This is a genomic window from Cardiobacterium hominis (genome assembly GCF_900637305.1).
Lineage (GTDB): Bacteria > Pseudomonadota > Gammaproteobacteria > Cardiobacteriales > Cardiobacteriaceae > Cardiobacterium > Cardiobacterium hominis.
Map to the genome: position 1 here is coordinate 1,646,008 of NZ_LR134365.1, position 24,606 is coordinate 1,670,613.

14 protein-coding genes are annotated in these 24,606 nt (G+C 62.4%); 7 read left to right on the plus strand and 7 right to left on the minus strand.

Going from position 1 to position 24,606, the window contains the following annotated elements; all coding sequences use genetic code 11:
* The first annotated feature begins 7 nt into the window (after window positions 1-7).
* Window positions 8-1,078 carry a ferric ABC transporter ATP-binding protein gene (fbpC, locus tag EL199_RS08005; RefSeq protein WP_004142484.1) on the plus strand — a complete coding sequence of 357 codons (1,071 nt, stop codon included), beginning with the start codon at window positions 8-10 and terminating at the stop codon, window positions 1,076-1,078.
* Window positions 1,079-1,141: 63 nt separating this feature from the next.
* Here fbpC and EL199_RS08010 read toward each other — a convergent pair whose 3' ends face one another.
* The 3 genes from EL199_RS08010 to EL199_RS08020 form a co-directional block, all read right to left on the minus strand.
* The gene (locus tag EL199_RS08010) at window positions 1,142-2,053 is read right to left on the minus strand and encodes a peptidylprolyl isomerase (RefSeq protein WP_004142483.1); all 912 of its coding nucleotides are present in this window, start codon (window positions 2,051-2,053) and stop codon (window positions 1,142-1,144) included.
* Window positions 2,054-2,315: 262 nt separating this feature from the next.
* Complete coding sequence (glnE, locus tag EL199_RS08015; RefSeq protein ID WP_004142482.1) at window positions 2,316-5,120, minus strand: bifunctional [glutamate--ammonia ligase]-adenylyl-L-tyrosine phosphorylase/[glutamate--ammonia-ligase] adenylyltransferase; 2,805 nt, start codon at window positions 5,118-5,120, stop codon at window positions 2,316-2,318.
* Between the two features lie 108 nt (window positions 5,121-5,228).
* Complete coding sequence (locus tag EL199_RS08020) at window positions 5,229-7,271, minus strand: OPT family oligopeptide transporter (protein WP_004142481.1); 2,043 nt, start codon at window positions 7,269-7,271, stop codon at window positions 5,229-5,231.
* Between the two features lie 125 nt (window positions 7,272-7,396).
* Between EL199_RS08020 and EL199_RS08025 the strand changes: the two genes are divergently transcribed.
* From EL199_RS08025 to EL199_RS08045, 5 genes are all read left to right on the plus strand, one after another.
* Complete coding sequence (locus tag EL199_RS08025; RefSeq protein ID WP_004142479.1) at window positions 7,397-8,287, plus strand: M48 family metallopeptidase; 891 nt, start codon at window positions 7,397-7,399, stop codon at window positions 8,285-8,287.
* 281 nt (window positions 8,288-8,568) lie between these two features.
* A complete protein-coding gene (gene bfr, locus EL199_RS08030; RefSeq protein WP_004142476.1) occupies window positions 8,569-9,033 on the plus strand; it encodes a bacterioferritin in 465 nt (154 codons plus the stop codon).
* 9 nt (window positions 9,034-9,042) lie between these two features.
* Window positions 9,043-9,522, plus strand: coding sequence for a bacterioferritin (gene bfr, locus EL199_RS08035; RefSeq protein WP_004142475.1), 480 nt, complete (start codon window positions 9,043-9,045; stop codon window positions 9,520-9,522).
* A 156-nt stretch (window positions 9,523-9,678) separates the two neighbouring features.
* Window positions 9,679-10,908: a uracil-xanthine permease family protein gene (locus tag EL199_RS08040; RefSeq protein ID WP_004142474.1), complete on the plus strand. Its 1,230-nt coding sequence runs from the start codon at window positions 9,679-9,681 to the stop codon at window positions 10,906-10,908.
* 80 nt (window positions 10,909-10,988) lie between these two features.
* Window positions 10,989-11,711, plus strand: coding sequence for a nitroreductase family protein (locus tag EL199_RS08045; protein ID WP_004142472.1), 723 nt, complete (start codon window positions 10,989-10,991; stop codon window positions 11,709-11,711).
* A 136-nt stretch (window positions 11,712-11,847) separates the two neighbouring features.
* Here EL199_RS08045 and EL199_RS08050 read toward each other — a convergent pair whose 3' ends face one another.
* The 4 genes from EL199_RS08050 to EL199_RS08065 form a co-directional block, all read right to left on the minus strand.
* Entirely contained in the window at window positions 11,848-13,128 is a 1,281-nt protein-coding gene (locus EL199_RS08050; RefSeq protein WP_004142471.1) for an ATP-binding protein, read from the minus strand.
* Entirely contained in the window at window positions 13,125-13,802 is a 678-nt protein-coding gene (locus EL199_RS08055; RefSeq protein ID WP_004142470.1) for a response regulator transcription factor, read from the minus strand. Before EL199_RS08055 ends, EL199_RS08050 begins: the two co-directional genes overlap by 4 nt.
* A 230-nt stretch (window positions 13,803-14,032) precedes the next feature.
* On the minus strand, window positions 14,033-14,668 hold the full coding sequence (locus tag EL199_RS08060) for a PepSY domain-containing protein (protein WP_004142469.1): 636 nt from the start codon (window positions 14,666-14,668) through the stop codon (window positions 14,033-14,035).
* Window positions 14,669-14,757: 89 nt separating this feature from the next.
* Window positions 14,758-16,125 (minus strand): chloride channel protein, encoded by a 1,368-nt coding sequence (locus EL199_RS08065; RefSeq protein ID WP_004142461.1) that lies wholly within the window; start codon window positions 16,123-16,125, stop codon window positions 14,758-14,760.
* 173 nt (window positions 16,126-16,298) lie between these two features.
* Here EL199_RS08065 and EL199_RS08075 point away from each other — a divergent pair, with 173 nt between their 5' ends.
* Window positions 16,299-24,551, plus strand: a complete 8,253-nt coding sequence (locus EL199_RS08075) for a family 16 glycosylhydrolase (RefSeq protein WP_170166205.1) — start codon at window positions 16,299-16,301, stop codon at window positions 24,549-24,551.
* The last annotated feature ends 55 nt before the right edge of the window (window positions 24,552-24,606 follow it).

Here is a 24,606-nt window from a genome sequence, read left to right on the forward strand (position 1 = left end):
GCACACCATGCAAAACGAACAAGCCTTCCTCGTCCTGAAAGACGTCACCAAATCCTTCGGCAAAACCGTGGTCATCGACCATCTCGACCTTGCCATCGAGCGCGGCACCATGACCACCCTGCTTGGCCCCTCCGGCTGCGGCAAAACCACCATCCTCCGCCTCGTCGCCGGTCTCGAAAGCCCGACCAGCGGCCAAATCTACATCGACGGCGAAGACGTCACCAAAGCCTCCATCCAGCAGCGCGACATCTGCATCGTCTTCCAGTCCTACGCCCTCTTCCCGCACATGAGCATTGCCGACAACGTCGGCTACGGCCTGAAAATGCTGAACGTGCCGCGCGACGAACGCCGCGTCCGCGTCGAAGAAGCCTTGGCACTCGTTGACCTTGCCGGCTTCGGCGAACGCTACGTTGACCAAATCTCCGGCGGACAACAACAGCGCGTCGCCCTCGCCCGTGCGCTCGTCCTAAAACCGAAAGTGCTGCTTTTCGATGAGCCGCTCTCCAACCTCGACGCCAACCTGCGCCGCAGCATGCGCGAAAAAATCCGCGAACTCCAACAAAGCCTCGGCATCACCTCGCTCTACGTCACCCACGACCAAAGCGAAGCCTTTGCCGTCTCCGACCAGGTCATCGTCATGGACAAAGGCCGCATCGTGCAAAAAGCACCGGCGAAAGAACTCTACCTGCACCCGAACTCGCTCTTTCTCGCCAACTTCATGGGTGAATCCAGCATCTTTGCGGGCGAACTGCACGGCAATAGCGTCAGCACCAACGGCTACCGCTTCGAGCTGCCGGACGCCGCGCAATACGGCCTGGCGGACGGCGCCTGCCTCGTTGGCGTGCGCCCCGAAGCCATTACCCTGCAAAAGAGCGGCGAAGAAGCGCAGCGCTGCCACATCCACAACGCCGTTTACATGGGCAACCACTGGGAAATCATCGCCGACTGGCAAAACCATGAACTGCTGATCAACCTCAAGCCGGAAGCCTTCGACGAAGGACAAAAAGAAGGCTACTTGCACTTCAACCCGACCGGTGTCTTCCTGCTGCCGGCAGACGGGCAGCGCAAGAGCGCGTAGCATTCAGGCTAAAAAACAAAACGCCGCATCATGCGGCGTTTTTTGTGGGCGATAACCCGGCGATCAAGGCGCGCGACGTACCGGCACGGTGATGTTGCAGACGTCGGTATGGCCTGCCGGGCGGACAATCCAGTCGCCGCCGCGGTTGCGCCGTGATTCGACTACGTCGGCAAAACTCTGGCTGTCCGTCTTCATCACTTGCAGCGGCACGCGCTCGGCTTCCGGCACTTCGCTGCCGAGGCGGATGCTCTTGATCGGCGTGTATTCTTTCGGGTCTTGGTAGAAGCCCATGTAGCCACTATTGTTGCCGCCGCCGCGCGGCAGTGAACTGAGCAGTTCAACGCCTTGCAGGACGCGGCCGACGAGGGTGATGTTGCGGTCCAGGTGGCGCGGCGATTGGCCGATGACGACATACAGCTCGGTACCGTTGCTGCTGTCCGGCGCGTTATCGCGACCGGCGCCGAGGATGCCATAGCAATGGGCAATCCAGGCATTGTCTTTTTCGGTGGCGACCGGGAAACCGTCAGCAAAGCCGACTTTTTCTGACCAGCCGTCCGGGTCGGGCAGGGCGGTGAAGTTCAGCTCTTGCAGCGGCCGCTCAAATTCGGCGGGCAGGTGTTTGGTCTCGGCGGGCAGCGGTTTTTGTTTGTCGGTATCGACGTTGGGGTCGCCAAACTGGGTGACGTAGTTGTCTTGCACGCGGTAGATGCTGAGGCCGTCCCAGAAGTGTTTCTGCGCCAGCATGCGGATTTGCGCGACGTGTTCCGGTGCGAAGTCGGGGGCGAGTTCGTAGATGACGGTGCCTTTGTCCAGCTGCATGTAGAGCAGGTTGGCAGGGTCAACGCTGCGCCAGGCGTCCGCCGGAGCGCTGGCGATGATGTCGTCCGTGCTGCGGTAGGGCTTTTTCGCTTCTTCGGCGAGGGCGGGCGCGGTGCAAAGAACGGCACAGGTCAGGGCGAGTACGGTTTTTTTCATGGTTTGAGCCTCAACGGTTGAGCCAGCAAATCGTGGCTTGGGCAAAGCTACGCGATAGGCGCGGGAGCGTCAATAGGGTTTGGGGATTTTTGTGGTTTTTAAGAATAGTTTTAGGGTTTTTGGGTTGTTTATGGTGTTTTTGTGGCGGTATTTGCTGATGAAAAGGGCTCTCTTGGTGTGTTTGTCTTGTGCGCTTGGCGCGTGCGCGTAACCGCCCCGTTTTCAAATTCTGCGGACGGTTACGGCTGTGCCAAGGCGCTTCCTATGACGTCGGGTTTTCGGCAAAGACGTCCTGCCAGATGGCTATCACTTGCTCGCGTAGCGCTTGCCAGTCGCGTAGCGGCGCGTGGTTGCCGGTGTCGTTCAGCTGGCGGTGGTGTACTTCCAGGCGCAGTTTGCGGTAGCTGTCGCGCAGGGTCATTGCCTGTGAGGAGGTGAGGATGCCGGTGGCTTCCAGCGCCGCCAGTTGGCGGATGTTGTCGCTCATGCGGCACAAGACGGGTTCTTCCGCGCCGTGCGCGAGCAGCAGGTATTGCACGATGAATTCGATGTCGATGAGGCCGCCCGCGTCTTGTTTGAGGTGGAAATGGCCTTCGGGCGGCGCGGGCTGGTTGTCGTGCATTTTTTGTCGCATGGCGAGGATGTTTTCGCGCAGGTTCGGCTCCGGCGGGCGGGTGAGGATTTCTTGGCGCAGGGCGGTGTAGCGCGCGGCAAGGGTGGCGCTGCCGGCGACGGGGCGGCTGCGCGTCAGCGCCTGGTGTTCCCAGGTCCAGGCGTTTTCGCGCTGGTAGCGGGCAAAGCCCTGGATGCTGCTGACCGGCAGGCCGCTCGCGCCGCCGGGGCGCAGGCGGGTGTCGATGTCGTAGGTGATGCCGTTGCTGCTCGCGGCGCTTAGGAGGTTGTTGGTGCGCTGCGCGAGGCGGGTGTAGTAGCGCAGGTTGTCGATGGGTTTGGCGCCGTCGGTCATGCCCTGGCTGTCGCCGTCGTCGTAGATATAGACGAGGTCGAGGTCGGAGCTGTAGCCGAGTTCGAGGCCGCCCAGTTTGCCGTAGCCGATGATGGTGATTTCGGCGGGGCTGCCGTCGGCTTTGCGCGGGGTACCGTGTTTGGCGCGCAGGGTGGCTTCGGCGTGGTCGAGCGCGGCTTGCAGGGTGGTTTCGGCGATGTGGCTGAGTTGGTCGCTTACTTGCATCAGCGGCAGTTTGTCGTGGGTGTCCGCCCAGGCGGTTTTGAAGGTTTGGACGTGTTTGTAGTCGCGCAGGGCGTGTTGCCAGGTTTCTTCGTCGTCGATGTTTTGCAGGCGCGCGGCGAGGTCTTGGGCGAGGGCTTCTTTGCCGGGTATCAGGCGGCGTTCGCTGATGATGTCTTCCAGCACAAGCGGGTGCGCGGCGATGTATTGGATGAGCCAGGCGGCGCGGCTGGCGATGTGGTGCAGGTGGCTGATGAGCGCCGGTTGTTCGGCGAGCATGGTGATGTAGCTGCTGCGCCCGCTGACGGCGGTGATGAGGTCGAGCAGGCCGCCGAGGCCGTGCCAGCCGTTGTGTTGGCTGTGTTCGAGCAGGGCGGGCAGGATGTGGTCGAGGTGTTTTTGGGTACTCTGCGGCAGGCGGTGCCAGTTGGTGTCGCGCACGAATTGGGCGAGGCGCGCAGCGACGGGTTCGCGTGCGGCGGCGTCGGGCAGGGTTTGTTCGAGCCAGCGCGCAAGGCGCGGGTCGTCCGGGTCGCGCCAGTCGATGTCGCGCAGGCGGTCGTCGCCGGGTTGGTCGGCGGGGGCGTCGTCGTCTTCGGCAATGGTGCTGTTGTAGTGCTGGTGGATGGTGTCGCGGGCGGCGCGGATTTGTGCTTGCAGGCTGGCAGCGTCCGGCGCGCGGCAGGCCAGCGCCAGGCGTTGCCAGGCGGCTTCGTCCTCCGGCAGTTGGTGGGTTTGTTGTTCGTGGTCGTATTGGAGGGCGTTTTCGACGCGGCGCAGGGTGAGGTAGGCGTCGCGCAGGGCGGCGGTTTGTTCGCCGCGCCACAGGCCGCGTTCGCCAATGCGGGCGAGGGCTTCGAGGTAGTTCGGGGTTTGTAGTGCCGGGTATTGGCCGCCGTAGATCATTTGGATGGCCTGCACGGTGAATTCGGCTTCGCGGATGCCGCCTACGCCGAGTTTGATGTGGCGCTCGATGCCGCCTTCGCGGATTTGCCGGTTGATGCTTTGTTTCATGTCGCTGAGGGCATTGAGCGCGGCGTAGTCGAGGTAGCGGCGGTAGGTGAAGGGGCGCAGGGCGGCGAGGAGTTGGCGGCCGCCTTCGAGGTCGCCGGCGACGGGGCGCGCTTTCATCAGGGCGTAGCGTTCCCAGTCGCGGCCGTGGATGAGGTAGTACTGTTCCATCGCAGCAAACGACAGCGCGAGCGGCCCGGTCTGGCCGAAGGGGCGCAGGCGCATGTCAACGCGATAGACGTTGCCGTCGGCGGTGTTGGTGTCGAGTGTGTGGATGAGGCGCTGGGCGAGTTTGCGGTACCAGCTTTCGTGTTCCTGGGGTTTTTGTTTGCCGGATGTGCGGGTGGTGCCGTTTTCGCGGTAGGCGTAGATGAGGTCGATGTCGGAGGAGAAGTTGAGTTCGCCGCCGCCCAGTTTGCCCATGCCGAGGACGAGCATCGGCATGGGGTTGCCGTCGGCGTCCACGGGTTCGCCGTAGCGCGCGGCCAGCGCCTGGTGCTGCCAGGCGAGCGCGGCGCTGATGAGGGTTTCGGCCAGCGCGCTGGTGCGGGCGAGGAAGGCGGGTTCGTCGATGAGGCCGTTCACCACGGCGTGGATGTGGCGCACTTGGCGGCGGTGTTTGTAGCGCCGCAGTTGTTGCATGAGTTCGTCTTCGCTCGCGGCGTGCGGGTGTTCGGCGGCGTAGGTGTCGCGGTAGTTTTCTGCCGGGCAGGCGGCGGGGTCGAGCGTCGCGTAGATGGCGGGGTCGCGCGCGAGTTGTGCGGCGGCGTAGTCGCTGGCTTGTACGAGGGCGATGAGGTCGGGGCGGTGGGCGAGGTCGGCGGGGGCGGTTTCTTGCCAGCGGGCGAGGCGGTCGGTGAGGGGCATGGTTTTTCGGGGTTTGGGTATGGTTTCGCCCGCAAGGGCGGGCGAGGATTTTGCGGCTATGGCCTCCCCCGCTGCGGGCTGCGCCCGGCGGGGGAGGGGGATTAGGCGCTATTTTTGCCGCGCGGCAATCAGCACGCGGCGGGCAAAGATGCTAACGCAGGCGATAAAGGCCGCAAGGCCAAGCCATTCGGCGGTCGCGCCCCAGTTGGCCGGGGTGATGGCAAGCGGGGCGTCGGAGCCGCCGCTGGTGACGGAGATGACGATGATGAAGGCGAGGATGACGCCAATCAGGCTTTCACCCACAATCAGCCCTGCCGCAAAGAGGGTGCCGACGCGCTCGGCGTTTTTCAGGCGCGGCTCGCTGTCTGGGTAGCGTTTGCGGATGAGGTGGTTGGTGATGGCGGCGAGGAAGGCGCCGACGATGAGCGGCGGGGTAATCATCGGTGGCAGGTAGATGCCCATGCCGATGGCCAGCGGCGGTACGGTCATGCGGCCGTGTGTCGCTTTTTTCAGCCAGAGGTTAAAGAGGATGGCTGCCGCGCCGATGCCCATGCCGGTGAAGATGTAGTTCCATTGCAGGTCGCGCGAGAAGATGCCTTTGGCGATGGTGGTCATGATGGTCGCCTGCGGCGCGTTCATGGCGAGGCTTGGATCCATGCCTTCACGCGGCATCGCACCAGCAAAGCCGTAGGACTGGTAAAGCAGTTCGAGCACCGGCGAGAGGACGAGCGAACCGACGATGGTGCCGATGATGAGCGCGATTTGCTGCCGCCACGGGGTCGCTTTGAGCAGATAACCGGTTTTCAGGTCTTGCAGGTTGTCGTTGGAGATGGTCGCGGCGGCGAGAATGGCGGTGCCGCAGAAGAGCGTCAGCGCCAGCAGGAATTTGCGGTTGCCTTCGTCGGCAAAGAGGCCGCCCGTTTCGCCAATCATCAGCAGGATGAGCGAGATGATGATGGTAGCGATGATGCCGATACCGGAGATGGGGCTGGAGGATGAGCCGATGAGACCTGCCATATAACCGCAGGCGGCGGCGACGATGAAGCCGATGAGGATAGTGAGCAGGGTACAGACGATGACCAGCGTCCACGCCATGCCGCTACCGAGGCTGGCATCGGCGACGAAGTTGTGGAAACAGAAGACGAGGATGACGGCGGAAATGGCAATCCACAGCAGCATGCTGTGCGGCGAGAGGTTCAAGTCTTCGCGGTGTGCCGCCTGTTCGCCCTTGCCGCTGAAGGCGGCGATGGAGAGCTTCATCCCTTCAACCATCGGCTTGAACAGGGTGATGAGCGTCCAGAAGGCGGCGATAGCGATCGTACCCGCGCCGATGAAGCGCACGTTGTTTTTCCACAGGCTCATCGCATAGCCTGCCATATCCATATCCGGCGGCTGCGGCAGGGTGGCGCTGAGGTAGGGAATGATGCCGAACCAGGTCAGCAGCAAACCAATGAGGATGGCAATCCCGCCCGCAAGCCCCACGAGATAACCCGCGCCCAGCAGGGCGAAGGAAAAGCCCATCGGCGCCTGGAAAATCGCCGCGCCCGATTTGAACCAGTAACTGGCACTGTCGGCGGCAAGGCGCAGGCCGTTGGTGCAGAGACTCACGATGCCGGCGAGCGCGCCGCCGGTGATGATTTCCTTGACGCCGCTGCCCCCTTGCTGCGCGCCGCTGTTTTCAATATTGGGGTCATGGCAGCCGACCTTGAGGATTTCCGCGGCGGCGACCCCTTCCGGATACGGCAGATCGCTATGCACGACCATCGCCAGCCGTAGCGGCACGGTGAAAATCACGCCGAGAATACCGCCGGCGGTACAAAGCAGCGTCGTCTGCCAAAACGGAAAACCGCTCCAATAGCCCACCATCAACAGCCCCGGCAGGACGAAAATCACCGAAGAAATCGTACCGGCGGCCGAGGCCTCGGTTTGCACCAGATTGTTTTCCAGAATATTGCTGCCGTGGGCGAACTTGAGCACGGCCATGGAAATCACCGCCGCCGGAATGGTCGAGGCAAACGTCAGCCCGACTTTGAGGCCAAGATAAACGTTGGAAGCGGTAAAAACGACGGTAATCAAGGCACCCAGAACCATACCGCGCAGCGTCAGCTCGCGGTAATTGGCAAACGGGTCGTGATACGAAGGCGATGACATATGAAACTCCTGAAGATGAAGAAGGCTGGCATCTTGAAATTATGTTAATGGGAAGTCAAGAAAATCGGCGCGGTGAACTGTGGAAAAATAGCCGCCCCTGCCCACTCAGATGAGGAAAAATCCCCATGAGAAAGAAAACTCTGCTTTGCCTGACCCTGCTTGCCCTCGGCGGTTGTGCCGATGTTGCCAACATGGCGGGCTACGACTCGCGCACCATCAACCTCAAAGCCGCCGAAGGCTACCAACAAATCCTCGGTGAGGCGCAAAGCCAAAACGCGCTCGACACCCGCTCGCCAACCGCCCAGCGCGTTCATAACATCTTCAACCGCATGGTGCCGGCGGCGAACGCCAACAACCGCACCGGCGTGCCGTTTAACTGGGAAATGCACGTCATCCGCTCCGACGAACTCAACGCCTGGGCGATGCCGGGCGGCAAAATGGCGGTGTACAGCGGCCTCGTCGAAAAACTGAACCTCACAGACGACGAACTCGCCGCCGTCATCGGCCACGAAATGACCCACGCCCTGCGCGAACACAGCAAAGCGCAAGTCGGCCAACAACTGCTGACCGGCATCGGCATGCAGCTTGGCGGCAGCCTGCTTGCCAAAAACAGCAACATCGACCCGCAGACCCTGCAAACCGGCGGCGCGCTCCTCTCCGAATACGGCATCAGCAAACCCTTCAGCCGCCAGCACGAAACCGAAGCGGACATCGGCGGGCTGATGCTGATGGCGTCCGCGGGTTACAACCCGCAGGCGGCAATCAGTGTCTGGCAAAAAATGGCACAGGCGGGCAGCAGCGGCATGCCGTCCTTCCTCTCCACCCACCCGAGCGGTGCCGACCGCATCCAGGTGCTGCAACAATACCTGCCGGAAGCGATGGCCATTTACCAAGGCAGCGGCCGCGCAAATGCCGCACCAATGCCCGCACCGCAGGCAGCTCCCGCGGCGCCGCAAAGCAACTGGGTACCGCAAAACCCCGGCGTCGGCATGCCCGCCGCACAGTGGATGCGGTAGCCGGACAAACGTTAAGCGGTTATAAAAGAAAAGGCAGGGCGAGAACCCTGCCTTTTCTTTGTTATAAAGCGGCCATTTCAATAAGTATTACTATTTGAACCGCGAAAACCTGATTAAAAAATCAAATGATAAAAACTCTACGCCGCAACAAAAAGCTATTACCAGACAACGGACTAAAAAATACCTTCATCCCAACAACGCAAAGCCAAAAATAAAAATTGACGCAACTATAAACCGTAGCAATACTCGCCAGCCCTTAACAATTTAACCGGAGAAAAACCATGCAAGGCAATGCCGAAGTCATCGCATACCTGAACGAACTCACCGCTGGCGAACTCGCCGCCCGCGACCAATACTTCATCCACGCGCGCATGTACGACGAATGGGGTTACAGCAAGCTGTTTGAAGCCAACCACCACGAAATGCAGCACGAAACCGAACACGCGACCTTGATGATCAAGCGCGTCCTCATGCTGGGCGGCACGCCGAACATGGTGCCGGAAGCGCTGCACATCGGCACGGACGTGAAAAGCATGCTGGAGAACGACCTGCAACTGGAATACAAGGTGCGCGACGCCCTGAAAAAAGGCATCGCCCTGTGCGAACAGCATCACGACTACGTCACGCGCAACATGCTGATTGAGCAGCTGAAAGACACCGAAGAAGACCACGCGCACTGGCTGGAACAACAGCTGCGCCACATCGAACAGATGGGACTTGCGAACTACCTGCAAAGCCAGCTCTAAGGGGGCGCCATGCAAATCGCCCCCGAAGTGCATGCCTGCCTGAACCGGCTGCTGCGCCACGAGCTGACCGTCATCAACCAGTATTTCCTGCATGCGCGCATGCTGAACAACTGGGGCTACGACGCGCTCGGCCACACCATCTACAAACAATCCATCCGCGCCATGAAAAACGCGGACAAGCTGATTGCCCGCATCTTCCTGCTGGAAGGCCTGCCCAACCTGCAAGACCTCGGCAAACTGCTGATTGGCGAAACCGTCGCAGAAGCGATCGCCTGCGACCACCGCGCGGCAAGCGCGCAACACGCCGACCTGCGCGATGCCGTCAAACTGCTAGGCGAAAAGCGGGATTACGTCTCGCGCCGCCTGGTGGAAGAACTGCTGGATGACGTCGAAGAATACATCGACTGGCTGGAAACCCAGCAAGACCTCATCGCCAGCCTCGGCGAGCCGAACTACCTGCAACAGGCAGTCGGCAGCGGCGCGCATTGAGCCTTGCGCTTGTCTATAAAGAACCCTGCCCCGGCAGGGTTCTTTCTTTTTGCGGCTTTTTGTAAGCATCTAACGGTACGCGCATTTACCCTTGTCGTCCCCGTGCAGCAGCAAATCTCAAGCGTATAATGCCGCCGCATTTTTTCGGAGAACCCCATGCAAAACCTCAAAGAAATCCTCGTCGGCATCCAGATGCTCTTCGTCGCCTTTGGCGCGCTGGTACTGGTGCCGCTTTTGACCGGCATCAGCCCCGCCGTCGCCCTGCTTTCCGCAGGCATTGGCACGCTCTGCTTCCAGCTCTTTACCGGGCGACAAGTGCCGATTTTCCTCGGCTCGTCCTTTGCCTTCATCGCGCCGCTTATCTACGCCATCGGCCATTGGGGGCTGGCGGCGACGCAGGGCGGCATCATCGCCGTTTCGCTCGTCTATTTCATCCTCGCCCTGCTCATCCGCCTGCTCGGCACCGGTTTCATTGACCGCCTTTTCCCGCCGATAGTTGTCGCGCCGGTCATCATGGTCATCGGCCTTTCGCTCGCCCCGGCGGCCGCCAACATGGCGATGGGGCTGTCCGGCGACGGTGGCACGGTGCTTTATGCCAAAGGCCCGGCGCTGGTGAGCGCGGGCGTGGCGCTCGCCGCGACCATTGCTGTCGCCCTCTACACCCGCGGCCTGACCAAACTGCTCGCCGTGTTCGCCGGCATCATCGCCGGTTACATCGCCGCTTATAGCTTGGGGCTGACCAATTTCAGCGCCGTGCAACAGGCGGACTGGTTCGTCACCCCGCCCGTCACCGCCCCCGCCTTCAATCTGGAAGCCATCCTTTTCCTGCTGCCGGTCGCGCTCGCCCCCGCGATTGAACACATCGGCGACGTTGCCGTCATCAGCCAGGTCTGCGACAAACCCTTCATGAAAACCCCCGGCCTGCACCGCACCCTCGCCGGGGACGGCATCGCCATTGCCATTGCCGGCAGCCTGGGCGGCCCGCCCGTTACCACCTACTCCGAAGTCACTGGCGCGGTTTCCATCACCGGCGCGAAAAACCCGCGCATCATGAGTTACGCCGCCATTGCCGCCATCATCCTCGCCTTCTCCGGCAAACTCGCCGCCTTCCTCAGCAATATGCCGACGCCCATCATGGGCGGCATCATGCTGCTGCTTTTTGGCTCGATTGCGGCGATGGGCGCACGCTCGCTGCTCGCGCCAAATGCCAATGTGCGCAGCGAACGCAGCGTCATTATTATCGCGGTGACGCTGGTTGTCGGTCTGGGGCATCTCTCGGTTGACCTCGGACTCGTCCGCCTTGAAGGCATCGGCCTTTCCGCCATCATCGCCATCATCCTGAACCTCGTCCTGCCGCAACCAGAAGACGACGGCAACGCGAACTGACCCCGCAAGTTCGGAAAACCGCAAAATATATCCAGCGTGCTTTGCTATCCTGCCGCCGCTTTACGACATAAAGGAACAACATGCTTATCGATCTTTTGAACCACCGCCGCGCCGTGCGCCACTACAGCGACCAGCCCATCGACGCCGACACCGTGCGTGCCTGCCTCGAACAAGCCAGCCTCGCGCCGAGCAGCTCCAATATGCAGCTCTACCAGTTCATCCACGTCACCGACGCGGCGACTTTGCAAGCGCTTGCCACCGCCTGCCTCGGTCAGCAATCGGCGACGACCGCGCAGCAAATGGTGGTCTTCGTCACCCGGCAAGACTTGTCCCGCGAGCGTGCCCGCGCGGTCATGGCGCTGGAAGCGGACAACATCCGCCGTACCAGTCCGCCGGAAAAACAGGAAAAGCGTCTTGCCAACAACCGTGCCTATTACGGCAAATTTCTGCCTTTCATGTATGCGCGCTGCTTCGGCCTGCTTGGCGTCCTGCGCAAGCTGCTGTTCGGCGCGGTCAGCCTGTTCCGCCCGCTGTACACCGATTGCAGCGAGGCGGATATGCGCGTCGTCGTGCATAAAAGCTGTGCGCTGGCCGCGCAAACCTTCATGCTGGCGATGAGCGAGGCGGGCTACGATACCTGTCCGCTGGAAGGACTGGACAGCCGCCGCGTCAAACGCACCCTCGGTCTGCCGCGCGGCGCGGAAATCAACATGATCGTCAGCTGTGGCATCCGCAAAGAAGGACACGGCATTTGGGGCGAACGCCACCGCCTGCCGTTTGCAGAGGTTTACCGCCGCGTGTAAAGACGAGGTTCGTCCTGCGACATAAAAGCCCGCGATGCGGGCTTTTTTTATGGACATCTGCGGTGCGCGGTCGCGTTCTCAAAGTGCGTGAGTGTCGTTTTGTGTGGTGCGCCAAGGCGCGCCTTATGGTGGGGAATCAGCGCGGAAAGCGGATTTCTACCCGCAGGCCGTGCGCGTGGTTTTTGGCGTCGCGCAGGCTGAGTGTCGCGCCGTGTTTGTCGCACAGGCTTTTGACGATGGCAAGGCCGAGGCCGGTGCCTTCTTCTTCGCTGCCAAGCTGGCGGTAGAAGGGGTCGAGGACGCGCGCGCGTTCGTCTGCGGCGATGCCGGGGCCGTTGTCTTCGACGATGAGGGTGATGGCGTCGGCGCTGGTTTCGAGGTCAAGGTCGATGCGGCTGCCGGGCGGGCTGTAGCGCAGGGCGTTGTCGGCGAGGTTTTTGCCGAGGGTGTATAGCTCTGCGGCGGGGACGGGCAGGGTCGCGTCTTGTTCGCTGGCGATGCCGAGGTCGCTGTGTTTGCGGTCGGCGAGCGGCAGCAGGGTTTCGATAATTTGGCGGTAGGTGTCCTGCACGCGGCTCGTGGCGGGGGCGGTGGTTTCTGCGTGCTGGCTGCGCGCGAGGAGCAGGAGTTGTTCGAGCAGCGCGGCGGTGCGGCGGATGCCGGTGCGCAGGGTGTCAAGTTGGGCGCGGGCGGCGGGGTCGTTCGTGTATGGCGCGAGGCGTTCGGCTTGCAGGGTGAGCGCGGTCATCGGGGTGCGCAGTTCGTGCGCGGCGTCGGCGATGAAGCGTTTTTCGCGGCGCAGGGTGGCGTCGATGCGCGTGAGCAGGCGGTTGGTGGCGTGGATGATGCCGCGCATTTCTTGTGGCACGCCGTCAGTGGCGAGCAGTGAGAGGTCGTCTTCGGTGCGGGCTTCGATGTCGCGCGTCAGGCGGCGCACCGGCCGCAGGGCGCGGTGGATGGTGTAGAGGCTGGTCAGTGCGAGGATGGGCACGAGCAGGAGCAGCGGCAGGATGGCGTGCCAGGCGCTGGCGCTGGCGATTTGGTCGCGGCTTTCGGTGTCCTGGATGAGGGCTAAGCGCTGGCCGTCGGGGTAGGTGTGGAGGTAGGCGCGGTAGGGGCGGTCGTGGCGGCGCAGGTCGTGGTAGCCGTCGCCGGGTTTTTTGCCGAGGAAGCGGCCGTAGCGGCCGGTTCGGCTGACGGTTTCGATGTCGATGCGGTTGTCGTCGTCCAGGTCGGCGCGCGGTGGCGGGTTGTTCGGGTCGATGAGGAGGGCGGTTTGGCGCAGGATGTCGTCCTGGTAGTCGTGCGCTTCGTCGTGGATGGCGTGGTAGGCGGCGATGCCGGCGACCAGGGCGACGAGCAGGGTGGTGAGGGTGAGGCTGGCGGCAAGGCGCAGGCGTAGGGAGGGGGCGTTCATGGGGTTTTGGCTTCGCGGGCGACGCACCAGCCGACGCCGCGCACGTTGCGGATGCTGTCGGCGCCCAGTTTTTTGCGCAGGGCGTGGATGAGGTAGTCGATGGCGTTGCTTTCGACTTCTTCGCCCCAGCCGTAGGTTTTGTCTTCGAGTTCGGCGCGCGAGAGGATGTGTCCGGGGCGCTGCATCAGCGCGTGCAGGATGGTGTATTCGCGCGCGGTCAGTTGGCGGGTTTCGCCGTTGTCGTGGCGGCGCGCTTCGTGGGTGGCGGGGTTCAGGGTGATGATGCCGTTGTCGAGTTCGTTGTTGGCGCTGTGCTGGCCGTGGCGGCGCAGGACGGCGCGCATCCGCGCCAGCAGTTCGGCCAGTTCGAAGGGTTTGATGAGGTAGTCGTCCGCGCCGCCATCGAGTCCGCGCAGGCGGCTGTCGAGGTCGTCGCGCGCGGTGAGGATGAGTACCGGCGTGGCGGCGTTTTGGCGTAGTTCAGCGAGTACGTCCAGCCCGTCTTTTTTCGGCAGGCCGAGGTCGAGGAGGATGAGGTCGTAGTTTTCGCTTGCGGCGGCACGCAGTGCCATCGCGCCGTCTTTGACCCAATCGACGGCGTAGGCGGCGTCTTTGAGTCCGGCGTGGACGGCTTCGCCTATCATGCGGTCGTCTTCGGCAAGCAGGATGCGCATTGGGGTTCCTGGGGTTGGGGTTGCGGGATGCGCCGGGGCGCGGTGAGGGCAAGGGGTTAAGGTGATGGATGGCGTAGTCGGGTTGTTGTTTGTTCTGCAGCGGTATTTTCGTGGACGCTACTTCCTCCCCAAGCCTCCCCCCGGACCCCATGCAAAATGTATCCGCATTTTGCGTGGGAACCCGCCCGCTGCGGACTTCGTCCTGCGTGGGAGGGTGCTGTTTCGCGGGTTTATTGTGCTGCCGGGGTGTTTGCCGGTGCTTCTGCGGGCGGGGGCGGCGGCGGGTTGTTGCCGTCTTTCATGCCCATGTGCGGCGGGCGTTTTTTTTCGCCGCTGCGCAGTATTTTGCCGTCATCCGCGCTGATGTCGGCGAAGTGGCGGCTGCCGTCGCTGCCAATCAGCTCGATTTCATAGACAAGGCCGCTGCGTTTGCCGTCCAGGTCGGCTTCAACGACTTTGGCGCCTGTTTCGCGCTCGGCGGTTTCTATCGCCTGGGTGATGGTGATGGTGCCACGGCGCGGCAGGTCGTCTTCGTATTCGCTCTGGCGCTTGGTGATTTCGCCGGTGATGGCATCCACGCGGATTTCGTATTCTTGTTTGTCGTCGTGCAGGTCGATTTCATAGACGGCGCTGCCACGGTGCAGTTCGAGGTCCAAGTTGTCGGCGGTGGCGTTGGTGTCTTTTTCGGCGATGGCGATGGCTTGTGCGGCGCTGATTTTGCTCTGCTCCAGCGCGACGACGTCCTGGCGCGGGCCGCCATGTTTGTGGCCTTTATGGCCTTTGTGGTCGTGGTCAGCGAGGGCAAGGCCGCTACTGAGCAGGGCAGCGAGGCCGAGGGCGGCGAGGAAGGTTTTTTGGGTTGTCATTTGGCTAACTCCTAAAGGTTTTGGGTTCATATCGGTGGGCTTGTGCTTTCCGATGGCGCGCATTGTAGCGGCGCTTTTTTAGGGGAAGATTAGGAGGCGTTTTCCGCTTGCAACCGCTGCCGGTAACGCGCGGCGGCCGCGTGATAGAACGGTTTGGGCTGGATTTGCCGCGAGACGGGCGTGGCGATGAGGCAGGCGGTCATCAGCCAGATGAGCAGCGGCTGGCTGCCGGTCATTTCCATGACGACCACGCTGGCCGTTACCGGCGACTGCGTTGCGCCCGCGAGGAAGGCGGCGGTGCAGAGCAACACCAGCAGGTTGTGATCGGCCGCGCCACCGGTCAGCACCCACAGGCCGCTGCCGATGCCCGCGCCGGTCGTCAGCGACGGGGTGAAGATGCCGCCGGCGATGCCGCTCCAGTAGGTGGCGACCGTCGCCAGCAGTTTGGCGGGGCCGAGGTAGTGCGGTTGCAGTATTTCGCCGTCCAGTGCCTGCGCGACGGTGTGATAGCCGGTGCCGTAAGTCTGGCCGTGCGTGTGGTGGCCGATGGCGGCAAGGACGAGGCCGAGCAGCGCGGCAAATATCACCGGATGACGCACCAGCCAGCCGCGAAGGAAAGCGGGGGCGTAGCCGAGCGCGCCCTTGGCGAGCAGGCGGGCGAAAATGCCGCCCGCGATGCCGCAGACCACGCCGCAGAGCGCGACCCAGAAAATCATGTGCGGGATGGTGGTCGCGCCGGTGTAGGCCGGAAAATAAGGATTGTTGCCCTTGATGGCGACGAGGATGAAGCCCGATGCCAGCACGCCGAGCAACAGGCGGCGTTCCCAGCGCAAATGCAGGCCGCGCCCCAGTTCCTCAATGGCGAAGATGATGCCCGCAAGCGGCGCGTTGAAAGCGGCGGCAAGACCACCGGCGGCGCCGGTGGCAATCAGCTCGTTTGCGCTCAAACCGCTGAAGGCGAGACGGTGGCGGCGGCAGTAGGCGCCCCAGGCGAGCATTACCGCAGCACCGACCTGCACCGACGGCCCTTCGCGCCCGACCGAAGCGCCAATCAGCATCGCCAAAAACGTCAGCGGAATTTTCCATAACGTCTGCGGCCAGGCGATGAGGCGCTCCTTGTTCGCGCCATAAGGCAGGCCAAGAGCGGCGATGACCTGCGGAATACCACTGCCCGCCACATACGGCGCGTGATTACGGGTGAACCAGGCAAGCAGCGCCATGCCGGGCGGCAGGATGAACCACGGCGCGAGCGGCCAGGCCGCTGCCCAAAAGCGGTTGGCATCCAGCGCATAATCGGCCAAGGCGGCGAAAGTAAGCGAGGCGAGCGCGACCAGCGTCGCGCCGACGAGCAGGCAGGAAAGTTCCAGCGTTTTGCGTGAAATACGCGAGGACTGGCGCAGTTTTTTATGAATGAAATGGCGCAGTTTGGCGCTGCGCGCGCCGAGAGAGGGGAGCATGATGATTTTCGGAAATGAAGCCGGAAGCGGGAATTTTACCGGGAAACCGCGTGGCAGGGAGCTTTACAAGAGTAGCGCACATAAACCGGAAAACCTCTCACGAATCACGAAGCGACGCCCAACCCCTAACCGCGCTATCATTAACAACTACTAACCCAGAAAGGAATCCCAAAATGAGCAACATCGCCCTCACCCTAAAAACCGCCGAAGGCCACACCATTGCCCGATACGACCTGAACACCGCGCGCGTCGAACAAATCGACGCCATCAACGGCGCGTACTACCAATTCACCGACGCGGCGACCGGCACTGGTCCGGTCCGCATCGACACCGCGCGCAGTGGCGACGACCTGCTTATATCCTTTGACAACAGCAACGGCACCGACCTCATCATCAAAGACTACTTCGCGCGCGGCGAAGGGGCGCTGGTCGGCATGCAGAATAACGGCGAACTCTACCGCTATCCCGTCATCGTCACCCCCGAACACGTGCTCGCCGAGCATATTGAGACCGCCCCCGCTTATGCTAGCGGTGCAGAAGGCGCAGTTGCCGCAGGCAGTAGCGGAGGTCCCTCCACCCTGGGCGTACTTGGCACCATCGGCGCGGTAGGACTCGTTGCCGGTGGCATCGCCATTGCCGCGCACAACCACGACAAACACCACAAAAACGACCATCACGACAACCCGCCGAACCCGCAACCGCCGACGCCACAAAACCCAAGCAATCCCGGCAACACCCCGACCCCGCCGAACCAAAATCCGGGCAACAACACCAACCCGCTGTTCCCACCCGGCCCGAACAATCCCAACAACCCGAATCCGAATAATCCCAATCCACAACCCAACCCGAACCCACAACCCAACCCCAACCCACAACCCAACCCCAACCCGCAACCCAACCCCAACCCGAATCCGCAACCGAACCCGAACCCGAACCCGAACCCGAACCCGAACCCGAACCCGAACCCGAACCCGAACCCACAACCCGCGCCAAACAAAGCGGGTACCGTCACCATCAGCGGCACACCGAAAGTAGGCGAGACGCTGACCGCGACCGTCAAGGACGACGACGGCTTTGACAGCGCCAAAGTGAAATACCAATGGCTGGCTGACGGCAAACCGATAGCGGGCGCGACCGATGCCACCTTCACCCCGACTGCGGCACAAAAAGGCGCGAAAATCACGGTGCAGGCGACCTACGACGACCAGGCCAACCACCACGAAGCCCCCATCAGCACCGCAACACAGCCGGTCAGTGACAGCGGCAGCACCCCGCCGCCGCAGCCACAAAACCAGGCGCCGACGGACATCCAGCTTTCCGAAACCCAAATTATCGAAGGCAAAGACGGCGCGACGGTGGGCAAACTGACGACGACCGACCCGGACGCAGGTGATCAACACACCTACAAAGTAAGCGACGACCGCTTTGAAGTAACCGCCGACGGCACGCTGAAGCTCAAAGACGGCAAACATCTCGACTACGCGACCGAAAAAACCGTCACCCTGCAAATCACCAGCGACGACGGCTACGGCGGCAGCTACAACAAAACCTTCACCCTGAACGTACAGGACGACCCGAACTACCCGACGCCGAACCCGCAGCCGCCGACTCCTCCTGGAACCAACCACGAAGGCACCGTCAGCATCACGGGCGAGGCGAAAGTGGGCGAAACCCTGACCGCGACCGTTAACGACGATGACGGCGTCCCGGCAAACGTTACCTACCAATGGCTGGCGAATGGTGTTGCCATTGCCGGCGCAACCGGCAGCAGCTACCAGCTGACCGCCGCAGAAGCAGGCAAAACCATCAGCGTGCGCGCGACCTACACCGACAACGCGCAGCACTCTGAAGCGCCGACCAGCGCCGCGACCACACCAGTGGTTGACCCCGCCAATCCGAACCCGCAGCCGCCACAACCGCAACCGAACCACGAAGGTGACGTTGCCATCAGCGGCAACGCCAAAGTAGGCGAAACCCTGACCGCGCAAGTGCACGACGCCGACCAGTTTGACGAAGCCAAAGTCAACTACCAATGGCAGCGCGACGGGCAGCCAATTGCTAACGCGAACAGCAAAACCTACACCCTGACCGCCGAAGACGAAGGGCACAAAATCAGCGTCAAAGCCGAATACACCGACAACGCGGGTAACAAAGAAAGCCACGATGCCGAAAGCGGCATCGTCCAACCGCAGAGCTCAACCAACCAGGCGCCGACCGACATCACCCTCGACAATGACAAAGTCGCGGAAGGCAAAGACGGCGCGACGGTGGGCAAACTGACCACGACCGACCCGGATACAGGCGATAAACACACCTACAAAGTGAGCGACGACCGCTTTGAAGTGACCGCCGACGGCACGCTGAAGCTCAAAGATGGCAAACACCTCGACTACGCGAACGAAAAAACCGTCACCCTGCAAATCACAACCGATGACGGCCACGGCGGCAGCTACAACAAAACCTTCACCCTGAACGTGCAGGACGACCCGAACTACCCGCCGGTCAACCCGCCACAACCGCAACCGAACCACGAAGGCGACGTCGCCATCAGCGGCAACGCCAAAGTAGGCGAAACCCTGACCGCGCAAGTGCACGACGCCGACCAGTTTGACGAAGCCAAAGTCAACTACCAATGGCAGCGCGACGGGCAGCCAATTGCTAACGCGAACAGCAAAACCTACACCCTGACCGCCGAAGACGAAGGACACAAAATCAGCGTCAAAGCCGAATACACCGACAACGCGGGCAACAAAGAAAGCCACGACGCCGAAAGCGGCGTGGTGCAGCCGCAGAGCTCGACCAACCAGGCGCCGACCGACATCAGCCTCGACAATGACAAAGTCGCAGAAGGCAAAGACGGCGCGGCAATCGGCAAACTGACCACGACCGACCCGGACGCGGGTGATCAACACACCTACAAAGTGAGCGACGACCGCTTTGAAGTGACCGCCGACGGCACCCTCAAACTCAAAGCCGGACAGCACCTCGACTACGCGACCGAAAAAACCGTCAACCTGCAAATCACCAGCGACGACGGCCACGACGGTACCTACAACAAGACCTTCACCCTGAACGTGCAGGATGACCCGAACTACCCGCCGGTCAACCCGCCGCAACCGCAGCCGAACCACGAAGGCGACGTTGCCATCAGCGGCAACGCCAAAGTAGGCGAAACCCTGACCGCGCAAGTGCACGACGCTGACAACTTTGACGAAGCCAAAGTCAACTACCAATGGCAGCGCGACGGGCAGCCAATTGCTAACGCGAACGGCAAAACCTACACCCTTACCGCCGAAGACGAAGGGCACAAAATCAGCGTCAAAGCCGAATACACCGACAACGCGGGCAACAAAGAAAGCCACGACGCCGAAAGTGGCGTGGTGCAGCCGCAGAGCTCAACCAACCAGGCGCCGACCGACATCACCCTCGACAATGACAAAGTCGCAGAAGGCAAAGACGGCGCAGAAATCGGCAAGCTGACGACGACCGACCCGGATGCCGGTGATCAACACACCTACAAAGTGAGCGACGACCGCTTTGAAGTGACCGCCGACGGCACACTGAAGCTCAAAGACGGCAAACATCTCGACTTTGCAACCGAGCCGAAAGTCACGCTACAAGTCAGCAGCGATGACGGTCACGGCGGCACGACCAGCAAAGAATTTACCTTGCAGGTACAAGACGATCCCAACTACCCGACGCCGAACCCGCAACCGCCGCAGCCGCCACAACCGCAACCGAACCACGCCGGCACGGTCAGCATCACGGGCGAAGCGAAGGTCGGCAGCGAGTTGAAAGCGGCGGTCAAAGACGACGACGGTTTTGACAGCGCCAACGTCAAATATCAGTGGCTGCGCGATGGGCAGAAGATCAGCGGCGCGGAGGGCGACACCTACAAGCTGACCGCCGATGATGTCGGCCACAAGATCAGCGTGCAGGCGACCTACGACGACAACGCCAAAAACCACGAATCCCCGACCAGCGCGCAAACGGATGCGGTGGTTGATAACCAAACCCCGCCCAATCCTCAGCCGCCGCAACCGCAGCCGAATCATGCTGGCACGGTCAGCATCACGGGCGAGGCAAAGGTCGGCAGCGAGTTGAAAGCGGCGGTCAAAGACGACGACGGTTTTGACAGTGCCAGCGTCAAGTATCAGTGGCTGCGCGATGGGCAGAAGATCAGCGGCGCGGAGGGCGACACCTACAAGCTGACCGCCGATGATGTCGGTCACAAGATCAGCGTGCAGGCGACTTACGACGATAACGCCAAAAACCACGAATCCCCGACCAGCGCGCAAACGGATGCGGTGGTTGATAACCAAACCCCGCCGAACCCGCAACCGCAACCCAACCACGCCGGCACGGTCAGTATCACCGGTGAGGCGAAGGTCGGTAGCGAGTTGAAAGCGGCGGTCAAAGACGATGACGGTTTCGACAGCGCCAACGTCAAATATCAGTGGCTGCGCGATGGGCAGAAGATCAGCGGCGCGGAGGGCGACACCTACAAGCTGACCGCCGATGATGTCGGTCACAAGATCAGCGTGCAGGCGACCTACGACGACAACGCCAAAAACTACGAATCCCCGACCAGCGCGCAAACGGATGCGGTGGTTGATAACCAAACCCCGCCCAATCCTCAGCCGCCGCAACCGCAGCCCAATCATGATGGCGCGGTCAGCATCACGGGCGAGGCGAAGGTTGGCGAGACCCTCTCCGCCACGGTGAAAGACGACGACGGTTTTGACAGTGCCAGCGTCAAGTATCAGTGGCTGCGCGATGGGCAGAAGATCAGCGGCGCGGAGGACGACACCTACAAGCTGACCGCCGCTGATGTCGGTCACAAGATCAGCGTGCAGGCGACCTACGACGACAACGCCAAAAACCACGAATCCCCGACCAGCGCGCAAACGGATGCGGTTGTTGATAGCCAAACACCGCCCAAACCGCAGCCGAACCACGCCGGCGCGGTCAGCATCACGGGCGAGGCGAAGGTTGGCGAGATCCTCTCCGCCACGGTCAAAGACGACGACGGTTTTGACAGTGCCAGCGTCAAGTATCAGTGGCTGCGCGATGGGCAGAAGATCAGCGGGGCGGAGGGCGACACCTACAAGCTGACCGCCGCTGATGTCGGCCACAAGATCAGCGTGCAGGCGACCTACGACGACAACGCCAAAAACCACGAATCCCCGACCAGCGCGCAAACGGATGCGGTGGTTGATAACCAAACCCCGCCCAATCCTCAGCCGCCGCAACCGCAGCCGAATCATGCTGGCACGGTCAGCATCACCGGCGAGGCGAAAGTCGGCGGCGAACTTACCGCCACCGTCAGCGACAGCGACGGCTTTACCGCTGACAACGTGCAGTATCAGTGGCTGCGCGACGGCAATCCCATCGCCAATGCCAACGGCAAGACCTACACGCTCACCAGCGACGACGCCGGGCACAAAATCACCGTGCGCGCCAGCTACAAAGACAACGCCGGACACGACGAAAACCCGCTCAGTAGCCCGCTGGATATCGACAGCGGCACACCGAACCACAGCCCGACCGCCATCACCCTGAACGCAGGCGACAGCGCCTCGTACTGGGTCAAAGCCGAGAGCGGCGGCGCCACCGTGGGCAAACTGGGCGTCAGCGATCCCGACAGCGGCGATACCCACACTTACACCGTCAGCGACAGCCGCTTTGAAATCACCGCCGACGGCACCCTCAAACTCAAAGACGGGCAGAGCGTGCACTACGGCGAAGAAAAACGCATCCAGCTCACCGTGACGGCGACCGACAACCACGGCGCGGCGTACAGCCGGGACATCGCCGTGCAAGTCAAAGACGAAGGCAACAAAGGCGCGGCTAGCCCGTTGCCCGCCGCCCCCGCGCATGACCCGCAAGCGGGCATCACCGTGCCCGATGCGCCGAACATTGCCCGCGACGACGCGCAGCGCGGCGGCATCACCATCACCCCCGCCCATGGCGCGGACAGCCTGCACCTGCGCTACCGCGACGAAAGCGGACGGACGCACGACATCGACCTCGTCAAACACAATGACCGCTGGCAGGCGTCCGACAGCAGCCTGAGCGTTGACCCGCAAAGCGGCGTCATCACCCTCGCGCCCGGACAAGTACAAGACGGCAGCACCGTCATGGCGGGCAACGCCGCGCGCGGCATCCATGCCGACCGCGTCGCCACCCTGACCGCCGACAGCGACAGTGGCCGTATCGGCGTGCCGACCCTCGCGCATGACCCCGCCCACAGCGGCGGCATCACCCTCACCCCCGCCGCCGACAACGACAGCCTGAGCATGGCCTACACCGACAACAACGGCATCGCCAGAACCCTCAGCGCCGCCAAAGAAAACGGCGAATGGCGTATCACCGCCGCCGGAACCAGCGCCAGCATTGACCCGGCAAGCGGCACCATCACCCTGCCGCCAGAGCGCATCCTCGACAACAGCACCGTCCGCGCCAGCGGCGGACAAAATGGCGCACAAAGCGCAGAAACCACCCTGCGCAGCGGTGCCGATACCCCCCCGCTCGAAGCCTACCTCTTTGCCGCGGGCGATGCCCCCGTCAACGAAGGCGACAGCGCACACTACCTGATCCGCCTGAACCGCCCCGCCGAACGCGACCTCACCTTTAACGTCCGCGTCAGCCACAAAGACACCGACGCCGGTGACCTTGATGACAGCACCCAGACCGTCACCATCCGCGCTGGCGAAAGCCACGCCACCTTCCGCATCGACACCCGCGACGACACAAACGCCGAGCACATCGAAACCTACAAAGTCAGCATCACGAGCGCCGATGGCGGTGCGACCGTGCCGGACTGGAAGGCCTCGCTTACCGGCGAAATCCGCGATAACGACGGCACCATCGCCGCGCCGAACGTGCACGAAGGTGCCGATAGCACCACCATCACCCCGGCCGCAGGCGCACAGCACATCCACATCACCTACCAGGACAACCAGTTCGGCAACGTCACCCTGAACGCCTGGCGTGATAACAACAACCGCTGGCACCTCAGCGAAGTCAACCCGGACAAACGCACGACCGCGCCCAGCATCGACCCGGATAGCGGCAGCGTTACCCTGCCATCCAGCATTCTTGCCGCCGGCGGCCGCGTACACGCGCACAACAACGACAGCCAAAACAGCGGCGCAGGCGGACGCAACAGCGCCGTCGCCGAATACGACGGCTGGAAACCCGACTGGCACGACACCTTCGACAAACCCGTCGAAGAAAGCGGCTGGACACGCTACGGCTGGGACTGGCAAACCCCCGAACACGGCAGCATGGGGCGCTACCAGCAAAGCAACGCCTACACTGCCGACGGCGTCCTCAACATCCAGAACCAATACCACAACGGCGCCTGGACCAGCGCTGGCATCAGCAGCGGCAACACCTTCGCGGCGAGCGGCGGACGCTGGGAAATCCGCGCCAAATTCTCCGACGCCAAAGGCATCGGCTACGTCTTCCTGCTCTGGCCGAAAAGCGAAAACTGGCCGCCGGAAGTCGACTTTGCCGAAGGCCGTGCGCGCGACCCGAACATCATGGGCACCTACCACTGGGGTACGGCAGCCGATCACCAGCAGGACAACCAGTACCTCCGCAACGCCGACCTGACCGGCTGGCACACCTACGGCGCCATCATTGACCCTGATGCGGGCACCATCACCTACACCTTTGACGGCAAACCGTGGTACACCCTGAAAAACGTCCCCGCCACCAGCGAAATGATGTGGCTGGGCATGCAGACCGGCTCGCAAGACCCTAACGGCAGCGCGGCACAGAGCGAAAGCATCGATAACGCCATCCCCGGCGCGCACACCCCTGCCACCTCAAACATCCAGATCGACTGGGTCGCGCACTACACCCCAAGCGCTAGCGGCAACCTCGAACACCACGCCACACCGCATCAGCATCACGACAGCACCGGCGAACAGCCCGCGGCACAAGAAAACCGCGGAGATGAGGACAGCGCACAGCCCTACCACCTTGCCGCCGCCGAAACCCCGCTGCACTACCCCGCGAAAGCAGCCACAGACAGCAGCGGCGAACAACACGGCAGCGCGGGCGCAGACACCTTCGCCTACCTGCTGGACAGCCACGACAGCGCCAGCTGGCAAAACAGCCACATCACCGACTTCGACCCGCAAGGCGGCGACCGCATCGTGCTGACCGGCGACCAGCTTGCCGACGCCCGCCTGGAAATCAGCCAAGAAGCGAACGGCCAACAACACCTCAACGTCACAGACCGCGAAGGCCACACGCGCACCATCGACATCACGGGACACGACGGCAAAACACTCACCGCGGAAGACATCCTGACGCACGTGGAAATCCACAGTGCGCAACACTACGACCCGTCGCACCACAGCGTCCCGCCCGCCCCGCCGCTACCGCAGGAGGACAACAGCCACATCCTCTAAACCTAAACCACAGGGTGCGCCTCGGCGCACCCTTTGATCAGGTAGGGTGGGGCTT

What these genes read in the sequence shown, in the direction of transcription:
- fbpC (WP_004142484.1), top strand. Translation starts at nt 8, where the DNA reads ATGCAAAACGAACAAGCCTTCCTCGTCCTGAAAGACGTCACCAAATCC.
- EL199_RS08010 (WP_004142483.1), bottom strand. Translation starts at nt 2,053, where the DNA reads ATGAAAAAAACCGTACTCGCCCTGACCTGTGCCGTTCTTTGCACCGCG.
- glnE (WP_004142482.1), bottom strand. Translation starts at nt 5,120, where the DNA reads ATGCCCCTCACCGACCGCCTCGCCCGCTGGCAAGAAACCGCCCCCGCC.
- EL199_RS08020 (WP_004142481.1), bottom strand. Translation starts at nt 7,271, where the DNA reads ATGTCATCGCCTTCGTATCACGACCCGTTTGCCAATTACCGCGAGCTG.
- EL199_RS08025 (WP_004142479.1), top strand. Translation starts at nt 7,397, where the DNA reads ATGAGAAAGAAAACTCTGCTTTGCCTGACCCTGCTTGCCCTCGGCGGT.
- bfr (WP_004142476.1), top strand. Translation starts at nt 8,569, where the DNA reads ATGCAAGGCAATGCCGAAGTCATCGCATACCTGAACGAACTCACCGCT.
- bfr (WP_004142475.1), top strand. Translation starts at nt 9,043, where the DNA reads ATGCAAATCGCCCCCGAAGTGCATGCCTGCCTGAACCGGCTGCTGCGC.
- EL199_RS08040 (WP_004142474.1), top strand. Translation starts at nt 9,679, where the DNA reads ATGCAAAACCTCAAAGAAATCCTCGTCGGCATCCAGATGCTCTTCGTC.
- EL199_RS08045 (WP_004142472.1), top strand. Translation starts at nt 10,989, where the DNA reads ATGCTTATCGATCTTTTGAACCACCGCCGCGCCGTGCGCCACTACAGC.
- EL199_RS08050 (WP_004142471.1), bottom strand. Translation starts at nt 13,128, where the DNA reads ATGAACGCCCCCTCCCTACGCCTGCGCCTTGCCGCCAGCCTCACCCTC.
- EL199_RS08055 (WP_004142470.1), bottom strand. Translation starts at nt 13,802, where the DNA reads ATGCGCATCCTGCTTGCCGAAGACGACCGCATGATAGGCGAAGCCGTC.
- EL199_RS08060 (WP_004142469.1), bottom strand. Translation starts at nt 14,668, where the DNA reads ATGACAACCCAAAAAACCTTCCTCGCCGCCCTCGGCCTCGCTGCCCTG.
- EL199_RS08065 (WP_004142461.1), bottom strand. Translation starts at nt 16,125, where the DNA reads ATGCTCCCCTCTCTCGGCGCGCGCAGCGCCAAACTGCGCCATTTCATT.
- EL199_RS08075 (WP_170166205.1), top strand. Translation starts at nt 16,299, where the DNA reads ATGAGCAACATCGCCCTCACCCTAAAAACCGCCGAAGGCCACACCATT.